The organism is Spirulina sp. CCNP1310, from assembly GCF_034932185.1.
Lineage (GTDB): Bacteria > Cyanobacteriota > Cyanobacteriia > Cyanobacteriales > Spirulinaceae > Spirulina.
In genome coordinates this window covers 62,529-87,667 of sequence record NZ_JAYGHW010000092.1, presented here as the reverse complement: position 1 = coordinate 87,667, position 25,139 = coordinate 62,529, and the positions used below count along the sequence as shown (strand labels likewise).

At 53.1% G+C, this 25,139-nt stretch carries 22 protein-coding genes; 13 read left to right on the top strand and 9 right to left on the bottom strand.

Annotated features, from left to right (window positions below; all coding sequences use genetic code 11):
* Positions 1 to 327: 327 nt before the first annotated feature.
* From VB712_RS16835 to VB712_RS16820, 4 genes are all read left to right on the top strand, one after another.
* The gene (locus tag VB712_RS16835; protein ID WP_323256818.1) at positions 328 to 1,161 is read left to right on the top strand and encodes a photosystem II manganese-stabilizing polypeptide; all 834 of its coding nucleotides are present in this window, start codon (positions 328 to 330) and stop codon (positions 1,159 to 1,161) included.
* Between the two features lie 263 nt (positions 1,162 to 1,424).
* Positions 1,425 to 2,192 carry an RNA polymerase sigma factor SigF gene (locus tag VB712_RS16830; protein WP_323256816.1) on the top strand — a complete coding sequence of 256 codons (768 nt, stop codon included), beginning with the start codon at positions 1,425 to 1,427 and terminating at the stop codon, positions 2,190 to 2,192.
* A gap of 108 nt (positions 2,193 to 2,300) precedes the next feature.
* Complete coding sequence (locus VB712_RS16825) at positions 2,301 to 3,185, top strand: hypothetical protein (protein WP_323256815.1); 885 nt, start codon at positions 2,301 to 2,303, stop codon at positions 3,183 to 3,185.
* Positions 3,182 to 3,424 (top strand): hypothetical protein, encoded by a 243-nt coding sequence (locus tag VB712_RS16820; RefSeq protein ID WP_323256813.1) that lies wholly within the window; start codon positions 3,182 to 3,184, stop codon positions 3,422 to 3,424. The genes VB712_RS16825 and VB712_RS16820 overlap by 4 nt, the downstream gene beginning before the upstream one ends.
* On the opposite strand, the gene VB712_RS16815 is transcribed toward VB712_RS16820, so the two are convergent.
* Positions 3,421 to 4,443: a hypothetical protein gene (locus VB712_RS16815; protein WP_323256811.1), complete on the bottom strand. Its 1,023-nt coding sequence runs from the start codon at positions 4,441 to 4,443 to the stop codon at positions 3,421 to 3,423. The two genes, VB712_RS16820 and VB712_RS16815, sit on opposite strands and share 4 nt — an antisense overlap.
* Before the next feature lie 241 nt (positions 4,444 to 4,684).
* On the opposite strand from VB712_RS16815, the gene VB712_RS16810 reads away from it, so the two are divergent.
* The 4 genes from VB712_RS16810 to VB712_RS16795 all read left to right on the top strand — a co-directional run bounded on the left by VB712_RS16810 (position 4,685) and on the right by VB712_RS16795 (position 8,422).
* Positions 4,685 to 5,923 carry a folylpolyglutamate synthase/dihydrofolate synthase family protein gene (locus VB712_RS16810; RefSeq protein WP_323256809.1) on the top strand — a complete coding sequence of 413 codons (1,239 nt, stop codon included), beginning with the start codon at positions 4,685 to 4,687 and terminating at the stop codon, positions 5,921 to 5,923.
* Positions 5,924 to 6,018: 95 nt separating this feature from the next.
* Entirely contained in the window at positions 6,019 to 6,246 is a 228-nt protein-coding gene (locus VB712_RS16805; RefSeq protein ID WP_323256807.1) for a DNA-directed RNA polymerase subunit omega, read from the top strand.
* 4 nt (positions 6,247 to 6,250) lie between these two features.
* A complete protein-coding gene (locus tag VB712_RS16800) occupies positions 6,251 to 6,793 on the top strand; it encodes a hypothetical protein (RefSeq protein WP_323256805.1) in 543 nt (180 codons plus the stop codon).
* A gap of 72 nt (positions 6,794 to 6,865) precedes the next feature.
* On the top strand, positions 6,866 to 8,422 hold the full coding sequence (locus VB712_RS16795) for an Hsp70 family protein (protein ID WP_323256803.1): 1,557 nt from the start codon (positions 6,866 to 6,868) through the stop codon (positions 8,420 to 8,422).
* A gap of 84 nt (positions 8,423 to 8,506) precedes the next feature.
* Here VB712_RS16795 and VB712_RS16790 read toward each other — a convergent pair whose 3' ends face one another.
* The 6 genes from VB712_RS16790 to btpA all read right to left on the bottom strand — a co-directional run bounded on the left by VB712_RS16790 (position 8,507) and on the right by btpA (position 16,070).
* Positions 8,507 to 10,366 (bottom strand): EAL domain-containing protein, encoded by a 1,860-nt coding sequence (locus tag VB712_RS16790; protein WP_323256801.1) that lies wholly within the window; start codon positions 10,364 to 10,366, stop codon positions 8,507 to 8,509.
* A gap of 153 nt (positions 10,367 to 10,519) precedes the next feature.
* Positions 10,520 to 10,690, bottom strand: coding sequence for a hypothetical protein (locus VB712_RS16785; RefSeq protein WP_323256799.1), 171 nt, complete (start codon positions 10,688 to 10,690; stop codon positions 10,520 to 10,522).
* 289 nt (positions 10,691 to 10,979) lie between these two features.
* A complete protein-coding gene (locus tag VB712_RS16780; protein WP_323256797.1) occupies positions 10,980 to 13,142 on the bottom strand; it encodes a CHASE2 domain-containing protein in 2,163 nt (720 codons plus the stop codon).
* A gap of 53 nt (positions 13,143 to 13,195) precedes the next feature.
* Positions 13,196 to 14,173 (bottom strand): vitamin K epoxide reductase family protein, encoded by a 978-nt coding sequence (locus VB712_RS16775; protein ID WP_323256795.1) that lies wholly within the window; start codon positions 14,171 to 14,173, stop codon positions 13,196 to 13,198.
* Positions 14,174 to 14,205: 32 nt separating this feature from the next.
* On the bottom strand, positions 14,206 to 15,156 hold the full coding sequence (locus VB712_RS16770; protein WP_323256793.1) for a vitamin K epoxide reductase family protein: 951 nt from the start codon (positions 15,154 to 15,156) through the stop codon (positions 14,206 to 14,208).
* Positions 15,157 to 15,224: 68 nt separating this feature from the next.
* Positions 15,225 to 16,070 (bottom strand): photosystem I biogenesis protein BtpA, encoded by an 846-nt coding sequence (btpA, locus tag VB712_RS16765; RefSeq protein WP_416236380.1) that lies wholly within the window; start codon positions 16,068 to 16,070, stop codon positions 15,225 to 15,227.
* Positions 16,071 to 16,229: 159 nt separating this feature from the next.
* Between btpA and rimO the strand changes: the two genes are divergently transcribed.
* The 4 genes from rimO to lpxD (VB712_RS16745) all read left to right on the top strand — a co-directional run bounded on the left by rimO (position 16,230) and on the right by lpxD (VB712_RS16745) (position 21,428).
* Complete coding sequence (rimO, locus tag VB712_RS16760; protein ID WP_323256789.1) at positions 16,230 to 17,543, top strand: 30S ribosomal protein S12 methylthiotransferase RimO; 1,314 nt, start codon at positions 16,230 to 16,232, stop codon at positions 17,541 to 17,543.
* 133 nt (positions 17,544 to 17,676) lie between these two features.
* On the top strand, positions 17,677 to 19,215 hold the full coding sequence (locus VB712_RS16755) for a DEAD/DEAH box helicase (RefSeq protein ID WP_323256787.1): 1,539 nt from the start codon (positions 17,677 to 17,679) through the stop codon (positions 19,213 to 19,215).
* 91 nt (positions 19,216 to 19,306) lie between these two features.
* Positions 19,307 to 20,416 carry a threonine synthase gene (thrC, locus tag VB712_RS16750; RefSeq protein ID WP_323256785.1) on the top strand — a complete coding sequence of 370 codons (1,110 nt, stop codon included), beginning with the start codon at positions 19,307 to 19,309 and terminating at the stop codon, positions 20,414 to 20,416.
* A gap of 4 nt (positions 20,417 to 20,420) precedes the next feature.
* Positions 20,421 to 21,428, top strand: a complete 1,008-nt coding sequence (lpxD, locus tag VB712_RS16745; protein WP_323256783.1) for a UDP-3-O-(3-hydroxymyristoyl)glucosamine N-acyltransferase — start codon at positions 20,421 to 20,423, stop codon at positions 21,426 to 21,428.
* Between the two features lie 7 nt (positions 21,429 to 21,435).
* On the opposite strand, the gene lpxD (VB712_RS16740) is transcribed toward lpxD (VB712_RS16745), so the two are convergent.
* Positions 21,436 to 22,488, bottom strand: a complete 1,053-nt coding sequence (gene lpxD, locus VB712_RS16740; RefSeq protein ID WP_323256782.1) for a UDP-3-O-(3-hydroxymyristoyl)glucosamine N-acyltransferase — start codon at positions 22,486 to 22,488, stop codon at positions 21,436 to 21,438.
* A gap of 24 nt (positions 22,489 to 22,512) precedes the next feature.
* Between lpxD (VB712_RS16740) and VB712_RS16735 the strand changes: the two genes are divergently transcribed.
* The gene (locus VB712_RS16735; RefSeq protein WP_323256781.1) at positions 22,513 to 23,085 is read left to right on the top strand and encodes a TerD family protein; all 573 of its coding nucleotides are present in this window, start codon (positions 22,513 to 22,515) and stop codon (positions 23,083 to 23,085) included.
* 96 nt (positions 23,086 to 23,181) lie between these two features.
* On the opposite strand, the gene VB712_RS16730 is transcribed toward VB712_RS16735, so the two are convergent.
* Entirely contained in the window at positions 23,182 to 24,981 is a 1,800-nt protein-coding gene (locus tag VB712_RS16730; protein ID WP_323256780.1) for an ABC transporter ATP-binding protein, read from the bottom strand.
* Between the last annotated feature and the right edge of the window lie 158 nt (positions 24,982 to 25,139).

The window sequence follows — 25,139 nt, the reverse complement described above, 5'->3', positions numbered from 1 at the left end:
GCCTTGATTTCTCGTGGGTTGAACGGATTTGGGGCGATCGCCCCAACCCGTTAAGGAAAAGGAACGTACCCGTGTACAATGTGCTTTATGCAAAAGTTGCGCCAAAACTTTGAATGTGGGGTGTTTCAACCCCACGACAGCCTAAGTGAGATCGTGAAAACATCAGCACAATCTGGGAGGTCAAACCCCTATTGACTAGAATTGCAGCGGCCCTACTGGATGTTGAGCTTGTCATCCAAACGCAGCCATTTTAGAGATGTTCAACGGCGATCTCAACTGCTTGCGGCTATTTTTTAAACGCAGAGATTGACAAAAACGAGGTTAATCATGAAGTATTATCGCGGACTACTGATTGCTTTTTTTGCCCTATGCCTAGGGCTACTGACCGCCTGTAGTGATGGGCCGGCCAATGCCACCAATCGCCAACTGACCTATGACGAAATCGTCAATACGGGGCTAGCCAATGGTTGCCCGGAGTTAGACGAAACTGCCCGGGGGACGATCGCCATTGCTCCGGGTAAAGCCTATGAAATCACCGGCATGTGCTTAGAGCCGAAGCAATACTTCGTTAAGGAAGAACCCACCAACAAACGTCAAAATCCGGAGTTTGTGGAAGGCAAAGTCTTGACCCGCTACACCTCCAGTTTAGCGGCCATCAGCGGCACGCTAACCGCTGATAGCAATGGGGTTTTGTCCTTTACAGAAGAGGCAGGGATTGATTTCCAACCGATTACGATCCTGCTGCCCGGTGGCGAGCAAGTGCCGTTCATGTTCACGGTCAAGCATTTTGACGGCAAAACTGAGCCAGGTTTTGATACGTTAAATGCTTCGACGGATTTTGAAGGGAAATTCTTTGTGCCTTCCTACCGGGGTTCTGTGTTCCTTGATCCCAAGGGTCGGGGTGTGGCCAGTGGTTATGATAATGCCGTCGCGCTTCCTGCGGGAGCCGATGAGGAGCAATTGAACCGCGCCAACGTCAAACGCTATCAAACCGGCGAAGGTGAAATGTCTTTACAGATCACCAAAGTTGATGGAGAAACCGGGGAAATTGCTGGCACTTTCGTGAGCGTGCAGCCTTCGGATACGGATTTAGGGGCTGATGATCCTGAAGAAGTGAAAATTAAGGGGAGTTTCTACGCTCGGGTTGAACCCAAAGCCTAGACCCCATTTCCAGTCGAGTTTTGAGTCTGAATCTGGCGATCGCCTTCGGCGGTTGTCAGGTTTTTTTATTTTTTTGAGGAAAATACGCTTTCCATTCACCACAACCCAGACTAAACTAAGGGGAGATCTAAGGGACAATCCAGTTCAACTCCTATTAAAATCACCATCCCATGAGGGTAGATGTCCTAGAGACTCCTTCCCACTCATCCCCCCAGATCCTCAACCCTCTATCCTGTTCATTGCCCTGAGGCATTCTAAATGTAATGTCCCCAACCTCACGCACCGTCAAAAGTGACAGCCTTTCTTTGCTACAAACCTACCGCAACCACCCTGACCCTCAGTTGCGGAATCAGATTGTGCAGATGAACATTGGTCTTGTGCGTCGGGAGGCCCACCATTGGGTAGAGCGCTGCCATGAAAGTTATGAAGATTTGATGCAGGTGGGTTGCTTGGGCCTGATTCGGGCCATTGAGCGGTTTGATGTCACCAAGGGCCATGCCTTTAGCTCCTTTGCGATTCCCTATATTCGTGGTGAAATCCAGCATTACCTGCGGGATAAGAGTACGCCGATCCGGATTCCCCGCCAATGGTTGGAAATGCAGCGGCGGGCGGTGAAGGTGAGCCAGGATTTACGGATCCAACTCAACCGCCAACCGACGGATCAGGAAGTGGCGATCGCCCTTAACCTTTCCCTCGCCCAATGGCAGGAAATCAAACTCGCCCACCAAAACCGCGAACCCCTCAGCCTCGATAGCCCCATGGGGGACAGTGATGAGGGTTCCACCTGTTTAGGGGAATTGGTTCCGGATCATCGTTATCGCAGTTTCCAACTGGCCCAGGATGATCAAATTCGCCTCCAGCAGGCTTTGGTGCAACTGGAAGAGCGCACCCGCCATGTTTTAGAATTTGTTTTTCTCCATGACCTCACCCAAAAAGAGGTGGCGGATCGCTTAGGGATTAGCGTGATCACTGTTTCGCGGCGGTTGAAAAAGGGCCTCGATGCCCTCAAAACTTCGATGCAGAAAAACTAATTTGCTTTAGAGAGAAAATTCTCCCAAAACCAACCCGTTTCTTGTCGTGTGATTTATACTCAGATCGGCTGGTGAAGGCGATGGCGATGCAGTAAAGGGATTTGGATCATGCGCGACAAACGACTGTTAACCGGATTGACTGTTTTCTGTACCCTAATGACGGGGTGTGCTTCTTTGCCGTTTTTCGGAGGGGGAGAAGATGGGGCTGTGGTTGAACCTGTCCCCGTAGCCCCCCAAGATGCACCATTTCCTGATCCCCTCGTGGAAGGGGGAGAAACCACTGATGCCGAAGCAGCAGATCCTGAAGAAGATGAGGATGTGGCCGCAGAAGGTCTAATTCCCTTGGTGAGTGCCGATGCGGCGGTGAGACTGGCGGCTCAGGGCCGCTCTAACCCCTTTGCCACCATTCCCGTACCTGAAAATGTTGTGAGTGGTGGTCAAGTCCAGAGAGGCCTAGGGGATCAATTGCCCCAAATCCCTAACTTACCGCAAATGCCCGTACCCCTCATCCCCCAAATTGGCCCTAGAGGCGAACGTACTCCCTCTGCTCCCTCCACCAACATCCCCCAAATTCCCCAACTGCCTCAACCCCCTGTCCCCCTCATTCCCCAATTTCCCCAAACGCCCCAATCTCCCCAATCTCCCCAGGGGCCAGGTGGCCCACCGAGTTCACCGGATGAACCCTTTGAACCAGACTTACCGGAACTGCCAACCCCCACCCTCGCCCAAGGCCTCAAAGTGACTGGCGTGGTGGTGCAACCCGATGGCCGCCGGGTGGCGATCGTGGAATCCTCCGATGGTAAGAGTCGTTATGTGCGCGAAGGGGAATATCTAGAAGGGGGTCAAGTGTTGGTGAAACGGATTGAACCCAATCGCGGCGGTACACCTCGGGTTGTTTTTGAAGAATTGGGCATTGAAGTGGTAAAAGTGTTGGGTGAAGGCGGAACGCCTACTGCTGCTTATTTGCCTCTGATGTTAATCCAGCGAGGATGATCAAGGCTGTGGAAAAATTTTGGTGTTGCTCCCCTTTGCCCCTTGCGGTTTATCGCGAAATTGCGGCTCAACTGGAGCAGGTTTCTGGGGTGATGGCGGTCAAGATTCAACTGTATTCAGAGAGCGCCACTTTTGACTATGGCAAGAGTCAGGTGGAGGGGTTAGCTTTGACCTTTGATGCTAACTCTTCCACCCAATCGCAAATTGGGGCGATTTTGGCTCACTATGAACGCAGTTAGCGGGGCAGTTGGGGGGGGCGATCGCTCGTGTCTGGTGCTTCCGGTTCACGAATAATGCGGGGGGTTGGATCACCCAGTTGAAATTCACCCTCATAGACGCGACCATTAGCATAACGCATCCGACCGATGCCATGGGGTACACCTAAACGCAGTTCGCCGGTATAGCGATCGCCATTGGCATAGGTGCAAGTTGCCTGACCGCTCATCGTCACATCATTAAACTGACCTTGGCAGGTGGTGCCATTGGGGAAGGAAAGAGTGCCTGTGCCGTTGGGATGTCCTGACCAAAAATTACCGGAAAAACGGATACATTCTAAACGTCCATTACGGGTGGCACAGTTATTGGAGGTGTAGGTTCCTTGGCCATGGGGTAAGCCATTGCGAAATAGGCCATCATGGCGAGCACAGCGGAGATCACCGTTATAATCCCGACAAGCTCCGTAAACCATCGAACCCCGTCCGGAGGGGAGGCCGTCCTGGACTCCTCCATAGTAACGGCTCGGATATTCCGGTTGATTCCAATTGACACCCATTAAGTAAGGGTCGCCAATATCGCCTACTTCCATCGTCGGGTTTTGGGTGCGGAATGTGAATAACCCTGTGCCATGGGGGAGGCCGTTGCGGACTTCGCCATCGTAGCGGTTATCGTTGCCATAGATGAATTTACCCCGGCCATGGGGGAGGCCATTTTGAAATTGGCCATCGTAAACGGTTTGAAAGTTTTCGTTACTGGTTTCCGTGTCGTAGTAGTAGAAAACGCCTCGGCCATGGCGACGACCGTTGAGAATGTCGCCGCGATAATAGCCATCGGGATATTGACAAATGCCATTGCCGGTATAACCTCTAAATTGCCCTTCACAACGTACACCGTCGGGAAGGGTAATAATAAATTGGGCGTGGGCGGGGTTGGGGTTAAACAGGGAGGCGAGCGCCCCTAGACCCAAAGCCGTTACCATTCCCAAGCCCAATCGGGTGAGTCGTTGTTTGATGGGGAGTTGCCCCTGTGACTGTCTGACCATGACCATTTGGCTGATTGCACTGAATTGTTTAGGTTTGCTCCGTCCTGACCCGGTTCGGAGTCTAGGTGTCCCAATTTTATCCCAGAAATCCGAGGGCGATCCGCGAGAGCAAAGTGATCCGCGTTAGCGTACCTATCACCCTCCCCAAAGTAATCCCAACCTCAGATCTAGCCGTAGGGATCAAAAACCGTCAAGATTGGCAATGGATTTTTAACGATTATTTTCAAATTTAACTGCGATCGTGACCCTCAATCATCTCCTTGAACCCTACCAACATTTTGGCGTACATCTTGGCCTTGAACGGATCAAGCGGCTGTTAGCAGCCCTGGGGAATCCCCAAGACTGCGTGGCCTTCATCCATGTGGCTGGCACAAACGGCAAAGGCTCCGTCTGTGCCTACCTGAGCAGCGTCCTCCATACCGCCGGTTATCGCGTTGGCCGCTACACTTCCCCCCATTTGATCGATTGGCCTGAACGGTTTTGGCTCAATGGCCAATTTATTGATCTCCAGGATTTGGAAGATCTTTGCCAGCGGGTCATTGCCGCCATTGATCCCCAATTTGAACCGCCGACAGTGTTTGAAATTGTCACCGCTGCGGCCTGGCTCTACTTTGCCGAGCAAGCTGTGGATATTGCCGTGATTGAGGTGGGGTTGGGGGGGCGATTGGATGCGACGAATGTCAATGATCATCCCCTGGTGAGCGTGATTACCTCCCTGAGTTTGGAGCATTGGCAACGCCTTGGCCCCACCCTGAGCCATATTGCCCGTGAAAAAGCCGGGATTCTCAAACCGGGCTGCCCCGCTGTCATTGGCCAACTGCCCCCCGAAGCTGAGGCAGTGGTAGAGTCGCGCCTTACAGAACTGGCCTGCCCTGCCCAATGGGTCGCACCAGCCCAATGGAGTGAGCAACCGGGTTGGGCCACAGCCCTAGGGGTAAGCTATCCCCTACCGTTAAAGGGAGGGGTACAGTTGCAAAATTCCGCCTTGGCGATCGCCACCCTCCAACAACTCCAACAACAGGGTTGGCAAATCGACGCGCAAGCCATACAAACCGGCATGGCCCAAACCCAATGGCCCGGCCGCCTGCAACCTTACCCATGGCAAGGGCGAGAAATCCTCCTTGATGGAGCGCACAACCCCGCCGCCGCTGAAGCCCTGCGCCAATACCTCGATACCCTTCCCCCCCAACCCATTACTTGGGTGATGGGAATGCTCAGTACCAAAGATCACAGCGATATTTTCAAAGCCCTATTAAGGCCAGGGGATACCCTCCACCTCGTCCCCGTCCCCGACCACCTCACCGCCACCCCCGAAGATTTAGCCATCCTCGCCCAAACCCTTTGCCCCGACCTGGCCGCCTGCCATTGCTACCCCGATATTATTCCCGCCCTCACCGCCGCCTGTGGGATGGAGAGCGATCGCATCGTCTGTTGTGGCTCCCTCTACCTCCTGGGGCATTTGTTGCGCCAGTCAGCGTAGGGGCGAAAAATTTTCGCCCCTACATCCATCGATTCTACAACCGGATTCCATATCCCTTACAATGAAGGGCGTTATCTCTGCAAAATCCTGAACCCATGGCTAAACGTTTGCCCTTTGATTTTGGTGAAATTACCACCCGTGCCGATGAACTGATGGAGGCAGCTTCTAACCGTTATCGGATTACGGTACAGGTGGCCAACCGGGCGAAACGTCGTCGTTATGAAGATTTTGAGAATCATGATGAATCGATGATGAAGCCGGTGATTCGCGCCGTGATTGAGATGTCCGATGAGTTGACCCAGCCGGAAATTATTAGTGATTAAGGCTATGGCAGTTTCCCGTTGGTTTGTGGCTCTGGTTTTGGCAATGGCTACTTTTCTCGCTGTCCTCTTCGGGGCGGCCCCTGTGGCCAGCCAAACCTTCCCCGATGTGGCGGCGGCGGTTTATGCAGCAATGCCCGAACTCCCCCTCGAAAACCACTACCAACAGGCTGGCGTAACCCAACCGGAAAATACGTTAATTTTCCGCTTTCTCCATTACCACCAACGACTCAAACGGCGATCGCCCCTCTTCCGCCTTGATTGGAAGCTCACCCTCGCGGATTATTTGGGGGCCAATGAAACCATCAATCCGGAGCAATACCCCTTTGCCCGTCAACTCCAACCGGAGCCAAGCAGCGCGGATCGCGCCGCCCTCAACCGCCTCAACCAAAGTCAACGGGAAACCCTCGTCAATCTCCTCGTCCGCCTCTACGATGGCCCCGCCGCCCAACCCCCCGCCCCGCAACCCGAACCCACACCAACCCCAACCCCCCCCACACCAACCCCTTCAGAATTTCCCCAGCCCGGTGATTCGCGGCTGTTGTTGTGAAGTAGGGAGTAGGAAGTAGGAAGAAAAGAGTTAGATTTTTTCTCACTCCTCACTTCTCACTAAAAAACCACCATGACCACCATTGCGATCGATTTCGGCACGAGCAACACCCTCGTTAGCCTCCTGGCCCCGGATACCCAAGCCCCGGAAACTTTGAAGTTTCCTGGTATAAGTCGGATGTTCTATCTGGCTAATGGCACGATGGTTCCGGTGATTCCCAGTTGGGTCTATGTTCAGGATGGGGAGACGGTAATGATTGGGGAGTTGGTGCGATCGCGCCGTTTAGGGGAGCGGGATCCTCAGCGGCGGTTTCGCCACTTCAAGCGGGATCTGGTTGCCGCCTTTCCCATCCCGCCCCGCCAATTGGATGGCCAGAGCTACAGCCATCGGGATATTGCCACCCATTTTTTAAACCAAATTTGGGAACAACTCGCTCCGTTTGCGCCCCAAAACCTAATCCTCACCGTACCCGTGGGGGCCTTTGAGGCCTATCTCCATTGGTTCCAAGCCTGGGGCCAACAGCAGGGGATTGCCTCCATTCAGTTTGTCGATGAATCCACAGCAGCGGCTCTGGGTTATGGCTTAACCCATCCCAATGCCTTAGTTCTGGTCGTGGATTTTGGGGGAGGGACGTTAGATCTGAGTTTGGTGCGGACACAGTTTCGGGGAGAAAATGAGGCGGTGCAGGGGGTGGTGATTGCCAAGGCTGATGCCTTGGTGGGAGGGGAAGATGTGGATATTTGGATCGCGGAGGATTATTTAGAAAGGGAAGGTATCCCCCGGCAATCCTTACAGCCGACGGCTTGGCATGGCTTGGTAGAAGTAGCGGAACGGTTGAAAATTCGCCTTTCAGATCAATTTACTGCCTCAGAAAGTTGGCTCGATGAGACAACGTTGATGGTTTATGAGGTGAGTTTAGACCGCGATCGCCTCGAACAAATTCTCGAACAGCAGGATTTCCTCGAACATCTCCGCGATGCCCTCGATACGGTGTTACAAATTGCCCTTAATCAAGGGGTGCATAAGAACGATATTGAGCAGGTGTTGCTGGTGGGAGGAAGTTGTTTAATGCCAGCGGTGCAGCAATTGATTGCGGCCTATTTTGGGCGATCGCGCCTCCATTTAGAAAAACCCTTTGAAGCCGTCTGTCACGGTGCTTTAGCCCTAGGGCAAAGAGTAACCGTCGTTGATTACCTCCATCACAGCTACGCGATCCGCCTGTGGGAACCCGCCACCCGCACCTATAGCTATTTCAACCTCTTTGCCGCCGGAACCCGTTACCCCACCGTGCGCGATGAACCCTTAACGCTCCAAGTCGCACGAGATGGCCAAACAGAAATCCGTCTTGATGTGGGGGAATTGGGCAACACCACCGCTGCCACCGTCACCTACGATGACCAAGGACGAATGGTGAGCCAACACCTCCAACACCAAGCCCAATACCGTTCCCTCACCGAGGGCAAAGATTCCGTCTGTATTGCCCCCTTAAACCCCCCCGGTGAGGCGGGGGTTGATCGGATCGCGGTGCAATTTGAAGTGAATGAACAACGATTATTATTGGCCACGGTGCGAGATTTGCTCACCCAAGGGGTGTTAATTAATCGGGGGGCGATCGCCCAATTGCAGTAGAGCCTGATCCCCCCGGCTACGCCGACCCCCTTAAAAAGGGGGTTTTTCTCTTCACCCCCCTTTTTAAGGGGGGCAGGGGGGATCCTACCAACAGGGATCTTGGGCCAGCAATGCCTCTGCATCCGCTGCGGCGATGGGTTCTGCGAAAAAATAGCCCTGGCCGTATTCACAGCCGAGGGCGCGTAAATGGGCCAGTTGGTGGGGGGTTTCGATGCCTTCAGCAATGGTTTCAATGCCTAAGTTATGACCTAAAGAAATAATTGCCTGGACAATTTCTAAATTTTTGGGATTATCCCCAATGCGACCAATAAATGAGCGGTCAATTTTTAACGTATCCATCGGGAAACGGTGGAGATAACTTAAGGACGAAAAACCCGTGCCAAAATCATCAAGGCTCAATTTTAATTGTTTAGCCTTCAACTCATGCAATAAAGACATTACTGATTCCGGTTGATCAATTAAGACACTTTCTGTTACTTCAAGCTTTAAGCAGCCGCAATCTGCTTGGGTATGGTCTAAAATTGATTCAATTCTGCCAATAAAATTAGCTTGGGAAAATTGGCGAACTGAAAAATTAACACTCATCGTTAACGGTTCCGTGGTTATTGCTAAATCATGCCATTGTTTGAGTTGATGACAGGCGGTTTGAAAGACCCATTCGCCAATGGGAACAATTAAGCCGGTTTCCTCCGCCGCCGGGATAAATTCAGCGGGAGAAATAAACCCTTTTTTGGGATGCCGCCAACGGATTAAGGCTTCAAATCCGGCAATTTTACCCCGTTGGAGGGCGACAATGGGCTGATAATAAAGGAGAAATTCTTCCTGCTCTAGGGCCCGGCGCAAATCGGTTTCTAACTCCAATAAGCTGCGGGCTTGGTAATGGAGATCGGGGCTGAAGACTTCATAACAGCCTTTGCCCAGGGCTTTGGCGCGGTACATGGCGGTATCGGCATCCCGCAATAGGTGTTCTGCATCGGTGTAGCGTAGGTTTAAGCAGTAGGGGGCTGAAGTGGGATGGATTTGTTGATAGAAGCGATCGCTATTAAACACCACTCCAATACTGGCATTGATGAAAATTTCGTAATTGGCAAGGTAAAAAGGTTCGGTGAGGCTGTGGTTTAAGGCTTGGGCTAGGTCAAGTCCTGTTTTGGCATCCTCACAACCATCAATTAAAATTGCAAATTCATCCCCCCCTAAACGGGCTAGGGTATCTTGGGGCCGGATGCATTGCTTGAGACGTTGGGCAATGGCGACTAGGAGGCGATCGCCCACCGTATGGCCGAGGGAATCATTAATGCGTTTGAAGCGATCGCAATCTAAAAACAGCACCGCAAACCCATAATCCGGCTGCTGTTCGCTATGGAACAACATCGCTTCAAGGCGATCCATCAAAAGGCTACGATTGGGCAGTTGAGTCAAGGGATCATGGAGAGCCAGGTGGAGTAATTCATTTTGGGCCCGCTTTCGTTCTTGAATTTCTCGCTCTAGGGCTTGGGTGTGCTCCTGCACTCGCTCCTCTAGTTGGCCATTGAGGGATTCAAGGGAGCGACGCAACTGCCGGATCGTCAGTTGGTTCTCCACCCGCGCCAAAACTTCCTCAAACTGAAAGGGTTTCGTGATGTAGTCCACCCCACCCACCGCAAAGGCCTGTACCTTATCAATCACTTCATCAAGGGCGCTGATGAAAATAATCGGCACATCTGCCGTCGTTGGATCATCCTTGAGGTGAGTGCAAACCTCATAGCCATTCATTCCCGGCATACAAATATCCAACAGGATCAGATCCGGGGGGGCAGCCTTCGCCCCCATCAGGGCCATGCGCCCATTGATCACACTGCGGACTTTATATCCCTTCTGGATTAATGCCGTTGAAAGCAACCGGAGATTTTCCGGTGTGTCGTCCACCAGTAAAATATCTGCTTTGCTGGGAACCGCTTGCCTCATCTAGAAATCTACAAAAATAAATTCCAAACTGGGTTTTGGAAAGGTGTTCGTTTATTTACGGCTCTGAGCTTCACAGGCAATCCCAAGACGCGATCACAGCTAACCTAATTCTAGATGGCAACACCAAATTTATTTCACTCGCATCAGAAATTATTAATGACCGCCAGCCCCAGAGGTTCGATCAGGACTGCCGTTATCTTCGGGTTCAAATTCCTTTTGACTGATGGGGGTGAGCGGATGAACTGCTGTTGTGAGGAGGGTGACAGTCTCCCCAGAGGGGGTAAGACGATAGTCCGTCGCTGATGCTGACCAGGATCCGACCATGGACTGTAGTCCAATCAATCCAACAACAGCAGTTGTGCGAATGAGAGTAAACATGGCTTTAACCCAGATGAGCTTTGTCGGCAACAATTACAACTTAAGTATATTCACGGATGTTGAAAATGCAAAGGGCAATCATTAAGAAATCTTGAACGAATTGGCTGGTCTCCCCAAGATTCGCTAAACACCCAACGCACTTAAACCCTATACAGACCGATAAGAGGGATGCTCCGGATCCCATAGGGATATCTTAACGTCTTTACAAAACTTTGCAATACCAGCAGAATTTGGATCAGGCCCTTTGGTGTTGGTTGCGGCCCTGTTGCTTGGCGGCGTACATGGCGTGATCTGCTTTGTTGATGAGAATTTCTTCGGTTTCACCATCCTGGGGATAGAGGCTGCTGCCAATACTGACGGTGACGATCACCTGATGATCCTCTAGGCAATAGGGTTCGCGGAGGGTGGCGATGATTTTTTCGCTGACAATATTGATATCCTGGGCTTGTTTTAGCCCCGGCAGAATCACCGTAAATTCATCGCCCCCTAACCGGGCCACCCTGTCGCTATCCCGCAGGCAATCGCTGATCCGTTTGGCCACTGCTTTCAGGAGTAAATCCCCGACGGTGTGGCCGAGGGAATCGTTAATCCCTTTGAAACCATCAAGATCGAGATAAAGCAATCCCACTAACTTTTGCTGTTCCTTTGCCCAGTTCAGGGTGGCTTGGAAACTTTCAAAGAAGGCTTTGCGGTTGGCAAGGCCGGTGAGGGAGTCGGAATAGGCGAGGCGGTGGAGGCGGTCTTGGGTGGCTTGGAGTTCGCTGTTGGAGCGGGTGAGTTCGGCGGTGGTGCGGCGCAGTTCTTCTTCTACCCGTTTGCGTTCGGTGATGTCGTGGATTACGCCAACGAGGAAGCGGTTGCCAGCGGCATCTTGATGGAGCGATCGCTTTGTCGCACTCAAGTATTTTGTGCCGCTGGTGTGGGTGTAGGGTTCTTCATTTTCTTGGGGCTGGCGGGATTGAAAGACCAATTTCTCCTGCTGATCAAACCAAGCCGCTTCAGTGACACCAAAGATCTCTTGATTGGTTTTGCCGAGAATTTGCTCCGGGCGATAGCCACTAAATTGGCAAAAGGCCTGATTAAACACCATCCAACGGTGTTGGGGATCTTTAACAAAAATCGGATCGGGGATGTTGTCGATAATCGAGCGGAAAAATTCTGTCGATCGCTTCAGTTCTTCCTCTTGGTAGGCGAGGTAACTGGTGAGGATCACCGCTGCAAGGCCCAGGGCTAACACCGGGGGAACGAGGGGAATCCACCAACCCCAAAGCAAGGCCCCGTAAGCAGCCAAGCCGAGCAAAACCACAGAGCCAAGGAGTAGCGCTGAATAGCGTAGGGGCGATAGGTACGCTGGCGCGGATCGCACCCGCTCCACAATCATTGCCCCCATACCTGCCCACAGCAAAATCCACACCCCTTCCACCCAAGGCCACCAAAACCGGATCAACTGCCGATTATCAAGACCGGCACTGAGGATCTGGCTAATAAAGTTGGCATGGAATTCCACCCCGGAAAACTGGAGTGGTGCTTGGAGGAGTTTGGCACTATAGGGGGAAGAAAAGTAATCCTTGACGCTTTCGGCGGTGTAGCCGATCAGGATAATGCGATCGCGCCATTGTTCCGGCGACACCCGCCCCGCCAAAATTTCCCCCATGGACACTTTCTCAAAGAGATCATGATCGCGATAATTCACCAAAACTTGATAGCCCTGGTCATCGGCATAGGCATAGGGGCCGAGATTGCGATGAAAGGGGAAAAGAACCTGCGTTCCCACCTGGGCAAACTTGGGATTGATCGCTGCTGCTTCCAGCATGATGCCTTCAGCCTTGAGGTAACGCCTTGCCACCTGGAGGGCAAAACTGGTTTTGCGTTGACCGTCAATATGGGCAAACAGGAGGCTACGACGGAGCACACCATCGGCATCATGAACCACATTGTTAAAGCCAATTTGCTCTGGGGGAGTCCCCTCTGGGGGAGCCAAGCCAATAGTTTTCTTGTCCTCCAACTGCTCAATCACCACCACATTAGGGAGGTCTTGAATCACCTGCCGGAGTTGGGCGGTTCCCGGTTCCCTGGGGCTATTGCGATAGATATCAAGGCCAATCACCCTCGGCTGGCCCTGATCTAGGGTTTCCAACAGTTCAGCCACTACCTGATCCGTGAGGGGATAGCCCCAGGTTTGAATGTCCTGCTCCGTAACTGCAACGACTAAAATGCGCTCCTCTGGACTTTCGAGGGGGCGCGATCGCACCAAATAATCCCAAGCCGCCCATTCCCAAGTTTGCAACAACCCCAAGCCTCGCGCCGCCAAAATAGCCAATGTCACCCCACCCATGGTGAGGAGAATACTCTTGTGGCGCAGTAGCCGCCGAGGCAACCAGCGGAAACGATGGAGCATAGTAATGACCGAGGAGACGGATTCCAAACAACGAGGCAATGCACCAACGGCGGTTAAGGAACCTGATATTTAAAGTTTTGGGGGCCTTCATAGCCCGTAATTGCAGCTAACTCTTCCAAAGAGACCCGCCCTTTCAGTAGTTGCCCATCAATTTGCCAAGCCGGGTAGGAATCCACCCCCGCCGCCGCACATTTAGCCGGTTGCGGATTTTTAATGGCATCTTCCGCACATTCCACATAGGTGAGTTCTGCCACAGCTTCCTTGCCAAAGAGCAGTTTTTGCTGATGACAGAAGGGACACCAATAGGCGGCATACATGACTGCGCCTACCTCGGTGAGGTGTTTGGCCAGTTCAATCTCTGAGGTGGAGGAGGTGGTGTTAATTTCCCAACCGATCCCCGGTACTGGGCTTTCTGTAACGGTGGGGAGGAGTTCTTGGCCATTGGCAGTAGCGGGGTTATTGAGGGGAGCATAGATCGCCAAGGTGGCAATAATCGTGATCAGGGCAGCAATCACCCCAGTCATGAGTAACTGCCCCACATCCTCCCAGTCGTGGCCAAACAGGCTTAACCCAAAGAGGCTAAAGGAGAAGAGGGCCGAACCGATGCAGTAGTAGCAGGTGGTTTGCAGTTTGGCAGCGAGGAGATACATCAGGTAACTGCTAAACACCGCCATGGAGGTAGCCCCCACCAGCAGAAACAGCCAAGTCCAAGTTTCTAAGCTTTTGCGGAATTTTACATTTTGATCGCCATTGACGGCGTAGGGAACGAGGGCGGCTGTACCCATGGAGAGATAGGCTAAAGCGCCAAAGAGGGAGAGGGGCAGGCCAAAGACGATCGCATAGGGGCTATCAAGGACACTCCCGCAACCACTGGCCCCGGCAGCAAAGTCGGCGGCGGAACAGGCGACTTCAGTGCCGGTGAGTTTGGTGATTGTGAGGTAGCTGGTGAGGGTCAAGCCCACGGTGGCGATCGCCCCGATGATGAACCGTGACCATTGATGAATCCAGGGGGTGGAGCGTTTGCGTGGCATGGGGTAGGAAGTGGGAAGTAGGAAGTGGGAAGTTAGTTGAGGTTGGGGTGGAAGTAACGGAAGTTGGCGGGGCCGGTGTAGCCGGAGAGTTGGGCGAGGTCGTCGAGGCTGTGGAGGCCGGTGTGGATTTGGCCGTTGATTTCCCAGGAGGGGTAGGCTTCGAGACCGGCGGCTCGGCAGCGGTCGGGTTGGGCGTTGTGGCCGCCTTGGGCGCATTCGATGTAGTGGATTTGGGCGAAGGCAGACTGACCAAATAAGAGTTTTTGCTCGCCGCAGTGGGGACACCAAAAGGCCCCGTACATTTTTGCGCCAATGTTTTGGAGATGTGCCGCTAGGGCCAGTTCGGCGGGGCCGGAGCGGGTGCTGATGGGCCAGCCTTTGCCGGGTTCGGGACGGCTGTTGAGGGTGGGGATGGGTTGGCGATCGCCCATCGCCATTAGGGGCGGGCTGGCTTGGCTATAAATCCCTAGGGTAAGCACCAAGGTTAAAACAACGACGATCCCCCCAGTGGCCAATAGTTGCCCCAGATCAGGCCAGGGATGGCCGAAAAGGCTCAAACCTAATAGCGTGAAGGCGAAGAGGGCAGAAGCCAGGCAGTAGGGGCAAAAGCTGTGGAGTTCAAAGGCGAGGATGGCCATGAGATAGCCGCTGAAGGTGGCCATGATCAGGGATCCCACCAACAACACCGGCCAAGTGAGGGCATCGATCTGACGGCGTGGCCCTGAGATCGCCAGGGGAACCAAGGCCGCGAAGGCGATCGCCCCATAGGCCCCCGCACCAAAGGCAGAAATCGGAACCCCCCACACCCGACCGTAAACGCTGTTGAGGACATCGTTACAATCGCTACCGTTGGCGGTGATGGGGCAGATCAGGGTTTGCCCGGTGAGTTCTGCCCAGGTGAGATAGGCCGTAAGGAGTAGGCCCAAGAGGGCGATCGCCCCCATTAAGGGGCGAGACCAACGATAAAGCCAAGGTTCTGCCATCAGATCTGGAAATCCTGCGGAAAATTTACGATCCCATTATGGGGGATGGCCTTCAAGGTTGGGGAGAGCTAGGGGGCAATTTTTACCGCTGGAGGGGGGGCGATCGCCCCTATCGCCGCGCCTTCCCTTGCCGCTTCCACAAAGCCCTGAACCCGAATGGGATCAATGGGTTCGGTGATTTTGCCGTGGCGTTTGAGGGAACTGGCCACAATCACGCCGTTAGCGGCTTGCATTAATGTGCCGATATTGTCCCAATCTGCGCCGCTACCAATTAAAACCGGCGTACCTTTAGCCGCATTCACCGCCAATTCTAAATCTTCCAAATTAGGCGGGCTACCCGTAGCCCAACCGGAAAGGATCACCGCATCCGCTAACCCCCGCTCGATGGTATCCTGTACCGCCGTGGTTAAATTGGGCGTACCCAAAGGCCGGGCGTGCTTCACCAACACATCGGCAAAAATGGCCACATCCGCCCCCAATTCCCGTCGATAGCGCAGCAGATCATGGGCATTGCCTTCAATCAAGCCCTGATCCGTCGCCATTACCCCCGTGAGGACATTGACGCGAATAAAGGGGCATTGACAAACGGAGGCGATCGCCATGCCGCTGCGGCCATCATTGCGCAGCACATTGATCCCCACCGGCAGCATCACCAAATTTTGAATTTGCTGCACCACCAACGTCATCGCACTCACCACCGCCGGATCGACGTGATCCTTGGCAAAGGGGGCATCGAAGAAATTTTCGACAATAATGCCATCCACACCCCCTGCCGCTAAGGCCGTCGCCTCCTGTTCCGCCCTGGCAATGACCGCTTTTAAATTGCCCTGCCACCGAGGCGAACTGGGCAGAGGAAGTAGATGGACAACACCAATAATCGGGTGGGGGGTTGAAAAAATTTGTTTTAAATCCACGTCCGTTTTGTCACTCGCCGCTAACTGGTCCGGTTCCGCCAATCCCGATAATGGATCGAGCCGGGGGGCGATCGCCACTCGACAAACCCTCCCCAAAATATTCTAAGCTGGCAATGGTACAGTCCACCAAAACCTTTCACCCCGCCTCCACAATCCACCATGGGCCAAAAGCCAACCATCGCCATTTCCCACCTCGGTTGCGAAAAAAACCGCATCGACTCCGAGCATATGCTCGGCCTTCTCGCCCAGTCGGGCTACGGCATTGGTGCCGATGAAGAAGGCGCAGATTATGTGATTGTCAATACCTGTAGCTTCATCCAGGCGGCCCGGGAAGAATCCGTCCGCACCCTTGTCGAATTGGCGGAAGCCGATAAAAAAATTGTGATCACCGGCTGCATGGCCCAACACTTTCAAACGGAACTGTTAGCAGAATTACCGGAAGCAGTTGCAGTTGTGGGCAGTGCAGACTACCATAAGATAGTTGATGTTATTGAGCGTGTCGAGCAAGGGGAACGGGTAACGGAAGTTTCCGCTGAACCCACCTATATTGCCGACGAAACCACGCCCCGCTACCGGACAACGACCGAAGGAGTCGCTTATCTGCGGGTTGCCGAAGGGTGTGATTACCGCTGCGCGTTTTGTATTATTCCCCACCTGCGCGGCAACCAGCGATCTCGCTCGATTGAATCAATTGTCACTGAGGCTCAAAGCCTCGCGGATCAAGGCGTACAGGAGTTAATCCTTATTTCTCAAATCACCACCAATTATGGTAGCGATCGCTATGGCACGCCCAAGCTAGCAGAATTACTGCGGGCCTTGGGGACTGTTGATGTGCCTTGGATTCGGATGCATTATGCCTATCCCACCGGCCTCACGCCGGAGGTGATTGCTGCCATTCAAGAAACCCCCAATGTTCTGCCCTATTTGGATCTGCCCTTGCAACATTCCCATCCGGATGTGTTGCGGGCGATGCGTCGCCCTTGGCAGGGGCGGATTAATGATCAAATCATGACCCAAATTAAGGGCGATCTTCCCGATGCGGTGACGCGCACGACGTTTATCGTCGGGTTTCCGGGGGAAACAGCGGCGCATTTTGAGCATCTCTGTGAATTTGTCCAGCGGCACGAGTTTGATCATGTGGGGGTGTTTACCTTTTCCCCGGAAGAGGGAACCCCCGCCTATGATCTGCCGGATCAAATTCCCCAAGATGTGATGGATGAGCGGCGCGATCGCCTCATGACCCTGCAACAACCCATTGCCGAAGCCAAAAACCGGGCAGAAATCGGCAAAACCGTGCCGGTGTTGATTGAGCAGGAACATCCGGGGACGGGAACCTATGTGGGGCGATCGCCCCGCTTTGCCCCCGAAGTGGATGGCATCGTCTATGTCACTGGCGAGGCGCAACTGGGGCAAATCACCCCCGTCGAGATCACCGATGCCGATATCTACGATCTCCACGGGATCGCCCGTTAACCCTTAAACCCGGTTGCGCCGTCGCAACCCGCCTGAACCTGAACGAGATTGGCGTTAGGAATTGCTGACCATAACCCATTCCCAAATCAGGTTAAGTTTCTTAAACTAAACGAAAACCAAAGTACAAATACTCATGACAATTTCTTTTGCAAGCCTTGGACTGTCAGAGCAATGCGTTGAGCAACTGTCCCAAATCGGGTTTGAAACCCCCACTGACATTCAAGTGCAAGCCATCCCTCAAATCCTCGCGGGTCGGGATGTGGTCGGTCAGTCTCAAACGGGAACCGGCAAAACTGCCGCCTATTCCCTGCCCGTGCTCGAACACATTGATCCTCAACAGGGGACAGTCCAAGCCTTGATTTTGACCCCAACGCGGGAACTGGCCCAACAGGTCACGCAGTCGATCAGCGACTTTGCAGCGAACCGACGGATTCAAGTTCTCACCGTCTGCGGGGGTCAATCCATTGAGCGACAAATTCGCAGCCTCAAACGGGGGGCGCAGATTGTGGTCGGCACACCGGGTCGGGTCATTGACCTGTTGGATCGCAAAGATCTGCAATTGGACACGGTGCAGTGGGTTGTCCTAGACGAAGCCGATGAAATGCTCAGTATGGGCTTCATCGATGATGTCATCAAAATCATGCAAAAAACGCCCGAAACCCGCAAAACCGCTTGTTTCTCGGCTACCATGCCCCGTGCCATTCAAGACTTGGTGAAAAAATTCCTCAAGTCCCCCGCTACGGTGTCTGTTAAATATGATGATGCGGCTCCGCCGCGCATTGAACAGCGCCTCTATGCCATTCCCCGCAGTTGGACAAAAATCAAAGCCCTGCAACCGATCCTCGAAATGGAAGAACCGGAACGGGGGATTATTTTTGTGCGCACGAAGCGAGCAGCGGCGGAAATTACCAGTAAGCTCCAAGGCAGTGGCCTGACGGTGGATGAATACCATGGCGACCTCAACCAAACCCAACGGGAACGGTTGGTGCAACGGTTCCGCAATGGCCAAGTGCAGTTGGTGGTGGCGACGGATATCGCCGCACGGGGCTTGGATGTGGAAGACCTCAGCCATGTGATTAACTTCGACCTGCCCGACAGTGCGGAAACCTATATTCACCGCATTGGCCGCACGGGCCGGGCTGGCAAAACCGGGAAAGCGATTTCGCTGATTCAACCCATGGATCGCCATTTGCTCTACCGCATTGAACGGCGCTTAGGGCAACGGTTGGAAACCTCGCAAATTCCCACCCGTGCCACCGTCGAAGCTCGTCGCCTCGAAAAACTGAAAACCCAACTCCAAGAAGCCCTGATGGGTGAGCGGATGGCTTCTTTCCTCTCGACGGTGAAGGAAATGAGTGCGGAATATGATCCCCAGGCGATCGCCGCCGCTGCTTTGCAAATGGTCTATGACCAATCTTGCCCGGCATGGATGAAAACTGATTGGGATGTGCCTAGCGATAGCGATGTGCAAAAACCCGTTAAACGGGGCGGCAATGGTGGTGGTGGTGGTGGTGCTGGTGGTGGTGGCTCTAAAGGCCGCAGCCGTCGCACCTATGATGATCGCAGTGAGCGCAGTGAGCGCAGTGAGCGTCCGGATCGGGGCGATCGCAGCAGCACCCCCAATAAATCCGGGAATTGGTCATCCCGCAAACGTTCCCATGCTGCCCAATAACAGCGCGGTATTTTAGCGAACATAAAAAGATGGGATAATAACAGTCCCATCTTTTTTTTGATGTTGCTCTGCACCCTGAGAGAGGCTCACCGTGGTTTTCAGTCCTTTTGCTCCTGATTTTGCTTTGACCGCTACCCAACATCAAGGTTGGCCCGGCCTAATTCGCCAATATCGGCAGTTTTTGCCGGTGACAGAGGCGACACCGATTGTGACACTCCATGAGGGCAATACGCCTCTCATTCCTGTCCCCACGGTGGCGGCGGAAATTGGGCGCAAGGTACAGGTTTATGTGAAGTATGACGGTTTGAACCCGACGGGCAGTTTTAAGGACCGGGGGATGACGATGGCGATTTCTAAGGCCAAGGAGGCGGGGGATCATGCCGTCATCTGTGCCAGTACCGGCAACACCTCAGCGGCGGCGGCGGCCTATGCCTGCCGGGGGGGAATGAAGGCCTATGTGTTAATCCCCGATGGTTATGTGGCCTTGGGCAAATTGGCTCAGGCATTGCTCTATGGGGCGGAGGTGATTGCCATTCGGGGGAATTTCGATGATTGCTTTAGCTTGGTGCGTCAACTGGCGGATCATTATCCCGTAACACTGGTTAATTCCCTCAACCCCTACCGCCTCCAGGGGCAAAAAACCGCAGCCTTTGAGGTGGTGGATGCCTTGGGGGATGCTCCCGATTGGCTCTGTATTCCCATGGGCAATGCCGGGAATATTTCCGCCTATTGGATGGGGTTTTGTGAGTATCAAGAGCAGGGCAAAAGTCAGCGGTTGCCGAAGATGATGGGGTTTCAAGCGGCGGGGTCTGCGCCCTTGGTGACGGGGGAACTTTGCCGTGATCCCCAAACTGTGGCGACGGCGATTCGCATTGGCAATCCGGCCAATTGGGAAAAGGCGATCGCCGTCCGGGAAGCCTCCCAAGGGCAATTTAATGCGGTGAGCGATGGGGAAATTTTGGCGGCCTATCGCCATTTAGCGGGGAAAGAGGGGATTTTTTGTGAACCGGCCAGCGCGGCCTCGGTGGCGGGATTGTTGAAATGCAAAGATCAGGTTCCCGATGGGGCGACGGTGGTTTGTGTGTTAACGGGGAATGGCTTGAAAGATCCCGATAGTGCGATCGCCAATAGCGACAACCAAGCCCATACCGGCGTTGCCAACCATTTAGAAACCGTTGCCCACCTGATGGGGATGGCTTAAACCGATGGAGATTGCCACCCTTGCCGCTCAACTGAATGGCCAACTCAATCCCCCGGATCTGGCGTTAGAGATTACCGGGGTGGGGACGATTGAGGAGGCCACGCCGGAGCAGATTACGTTTCTGGCCAATCCCAAATATTTGGCCAAGTTGGCTGATTGTCGTGCTGGGGCGATTTTGGTCGCACCGGGTTTGGATACCCCCGATCTAACGATCCCCCGTTTAGAGGTGGCCCATCCTTACTATGCCTTCGCACAGGCGATCGCCCTGTTTCACAGTCCCCCCCCGCCCAAACCCGGCATTCATCCCACGGCAATTTTAGGGGAGGGGGTGGAGTTGGGGGAAAATGTGACGATTGGGGCCTATGTAGTGGTGGGCGATCGCGTTCGTATTGGGGATAATGTGGTGATCCATCCCCACTGCGCCATCTATGCCGATGCGGTGATTGGGGCGGGTTCGATCCTCCACAGCCATGCCGCGATCCGGGAAGGGGTGATTTTGGGGGAGCGGGTGATCGTCCAAAATGGGGCGGTGATTGGCGGCGATGGGTTTGGCTTTGTGCCGATGCCCGATGGCACGTTTTATAAAATTCCCCAAGCGGGAACCGTCACCCTGGGCGATGATGTGGAGATTCAAGCCCTCAGTGCCATCGATCGCGCCACCATTGGCACAACCACCATCGGCTCCGGTACAAAGGTGGATAATCTAGTGCAAGTGGCCCATGGCTGCAAAATTGGCAATCATACGCTCCTCTGTGGCCAGGTGGGTTTAGCGGGATCAACGACGGTGGGCAATCATGTGATTTTGGCGGGGCAGGTGGGGGCCGCAGGGCATTTAACGATCGGCGATCGCGTCCAAGTGGGGGCGAGTTCGGGGATTAACCATTCCATCCCCCCCGATACCCAAGTCAGCGGCTATCCCGCCATTGATCATAAACTTTGGCTCCGGGTTTCCGCTGCCCTGAAGCTGCTCCCGGATTTGATCCAACGGGTGCGCCGCCTGGAAAGAGGGTGATCCTACGTTAGTCTTTAGCCTGCTCCGCCTGCAACTTGCGGAGGGTTTGATACATCTCCGGGAGCTTTTTATAAATCACGGCAATTTTGCGGAATAGCTCATGGGGAATCGCTGGGGAACCTGATACCACCGCCCCCGGAGCCACATCGCGGTGAATCCCCGCTTGGGCTACGGCGATCGCCCCCTCGCCGATTTTTACCTGATTCGACACCCCCACCTGACCTGATAAAATCGCCCAACGGCCCACCTCCACCTGACCCGAAAGCCCCGCTTGGGCAATCAACATCGCATGATCCTCCAAAGTACAGTTGTGGGCCACCTGTACCAAGTTATCAATCTTCACCCCATTGCCCAACCGCGTCACCCCCACCGAGGGGCGATCCACGGTGGAATTGCAACCAATTTCAACGCGATCGCCCAATTCCACATGGCCCGATTGGTGCATCTTGTACCAACCTTGGGGCCGGCGAGGCACAAAGGCAAACCCTTCTCCCCCCAACACCACGCCGCTGTGGATAATGCAATCTTCCCCAATCACCGTGCGCTCTTCAATGGTGCAATTGGCATGGATCACCGTCCCCGCCCCGATCTGGCAATGGGGATAAACCACCGTATTGGCAAAAATACAGGCGCGATCGCCCACCTTCACCCCCCGCTCAATCACCACATGGGGGCCAATAGCCACCCCCGCCCCTAACTGCACCGTGGGATCAATCACCGCTGTGGGGTGAATTTGGGGGGCCGGTTGATAGGGTTGGTAGAATTGGGCGATCGCCATCGCAAACAACAAACGCGGCTCTGGGGTCGTCACCCAGGCAATCCCCCGCGCTGTAGCTGCTTCCTGCATAGCGGAATCCGGGGGCAAAATCAACGCACTCGCCCCCGTGGTGGCAATGTAGCGGGCGTATTTTGCCCCCTCCACATAGCTCACCGTTCCTGGTTCAGCGTCATAAACAGCGGCAACGCCAGTCAGAGGCGGGTTACAATTGGGGTCAAGGGCCAGACTGCGCTCTTGGACTAAATTAGCCTCAAAGGCTTCGATCAGTTCACTGAAATTCATTGCATAGTTTAGAGACAAATCACAATGGCAGTTTCTCTTCAAAAAGGACAACGAGTTTCCCTTGACAAAATTGCACCAGGTCTCAAAGCCGCCTTTATCGGCTTGGGCTGGGATGCCCGCTCCACCGATGGTCAACCCTTTGACCTCGATGCTTCTGTGTTTCTCCTGGGTGCCAACGAAAAACTTCCCTCTGACCGCCATTTCATTTTTTACAATAACCTAACCAGTCCTGATCCCAACCAATCCGTCAAGCACATGGGGGATAACCTGACCGGGGCGGGCGAGGGTGATGATGAGGCGGTGATTCTCGATCTGCGCAAGATCCCCGAAGATGTTCATAAACTGGTGTTTACGGTGACGATCTATGAGGCTCCCCAGCGCGGGCAAAATTTTGGTCAAGTCCATAATGCCTTTGTGCGGCTCGTGAATGTGGAAACGAAGGAGGAAGTTTTACGCTACGACCTCGGGGAAGATTACTCCACGGAAACCGCCATGATTATGGCGGAAATTTACCGTAAAGATGGGGAATGGCGGATGAATGCTGTGGGCCAGGGTTATGCCGGAGGCTTGCAGGCCATGCTGGATCGCTTTAGCTAATCGTGTGATCCCTTGATTTTTCCTGCTGGATGCCTGATGGGCGTGGGGGCGAAAAATTTTTCGCCCCTACATTTTGGGGGAATGCATGGAATAGGCTTAAATTTCGTAGCTAGAGGATTGGAGCGTAAACATTTGGGCATAGAGGCCATCCTGGGCCATTAATTCGTGATGATTGCCCATTTCGCGAATTTCCCCCCCCGCTAACACGACAATGCGATCCGCCATGCGCACCGTTGAAAAGCGATGGCTGACTAAAAAGGTGATTTTGCCTGCGGCCAGTTGGCGGAAGCGTTGGAAGAGATCATATTCAGCGATCGCATCTAAAGCTGCCGTCGGTTCATCTAAAATCAGAATTTGGGCATCACTCATAAACGCCCGTGCCAACCCCACTTTTTGCCACTGCCCCCCCGATAATTCTCGCCCCCCGGGAAAAATTTTCCCCAGCATCGTATCGTAACCCTGATCAAACTGGCTAATCATCGCATCGGCCCCCGCATCAATGCCCGCTTGACGGATGAGTTTCAGGTTGTGATGTTCCTGAATATTGCCAAATCCGATATTATCCGCAACAGTTAAATGGTAGCGGGCAAAATCTTGAAAAATAATCCCCACATTTTGCCGCAGTTCATTTAAATCCAACTGCTCTAGAGGAATATCATCAATGGTAATTGCCCCGGAATCAACATCATAAAAGCGTGTTAACAGCTTAAGTAGCGTTGTTTTGCCCGCGCCATTAATCCCCACTAACGCAATACTTTCCCCAGGATAAACCACCAAATTTAAGTTCTTAATACTCGTTTTTTTCGTCCCTGGATAGCTAAAGCTCACAGAGTTAAACACCAAACCTTTTTGGATCGGCTTTGGGAAAGAATGGGGATTTTCTGGATTTTTAACATAGGGTTCTAAAGCTAAAAAATCAAAAAATTGGCTCACATAAAGATTAACTTCATACAAACTCGCCAGATCTTCTAACATTCCCTGCATTGACCCCTGAGCCTGACGAAACGCTCCCGTATACATTGTTAGAGAGCCGATGGTAATTTGATCAAGTAAGGTTTGTACAACAATCCAACTATAGGTGAGATAAAACCCCACTTTTGATAATAAATTAGATCCCATTCGCGCCCAAGCTTGCTGGGAAGAAAGCTCCTCCGCCTCGCGATTAAACCTGAGCCTGACGCTATACCATTGTTTTAAGAGATGTTCTGTTAAATTAAAGAGGCGAATTTCTTTGGCAAAATCTTGATGGGTTAAAATGCGTTGTAAATAATCAGCAAACCGACCGCTTTGGGTTTGTCTACGAAGCACTTTAAAGCGTTTTCCTGAGAATTTTACCCCAATCAAAAAAGCAGGAATGGATGTGAGCAATAACAGTAAAGTTGCCAGGGAGCTAAAGCTAATCATTAAGCCCAGCAGCGTGATCAACTTCACGCTTTGCCCTAAAAAGCTGGTGAAACTGGCCAGTGCTCGCACTGGGTAAGTGCTGCCACTTTGTTGAGCACGGCTGAGGAGGTCGTAAAATTTGGGAATTTCGTAATGGGCTAAGTCTAAACGGGTGGCTTGGCGGAGCAGGATATTACTGGCATAGAGGGTGAAGCGATCGCTCAATACTTGCCCCCCATAGGTGGAAAGTTCTTTTAAACTATCAGTGACTAGGGTTAAGGTCAAGGTGGCCACCACTAAAATAAACACCCCTGACCACAAGCTAGAAGGTTCTCCAATGGTGGCTAAAATACGATCAATGGTTAATTTTCCCACATACAACTGGAGGGCAGGCAAGACAGAGGAGCTAAGGGTCGTTAATAAGGAAATCACGAGCCACTTTGGACTAGCAGACCAAACCAAGCAGAGTAGTCGGGGCGTGGTGGAAAGTACTGCAAAAAAGCGTAATTTCACTCTTTTTCCTCAAAGTAGGGAATAGCTTAATCATGAAGGGATCTTTGCTTGTAGGAGCGAAAAATGCTTCGCCCCTACAGCTATGCGAAACGCATTCACCCTTAAGTATCTTGACGATCCAAGTTAACCCATGACACCATCCTGGCTAAAAACCTTGA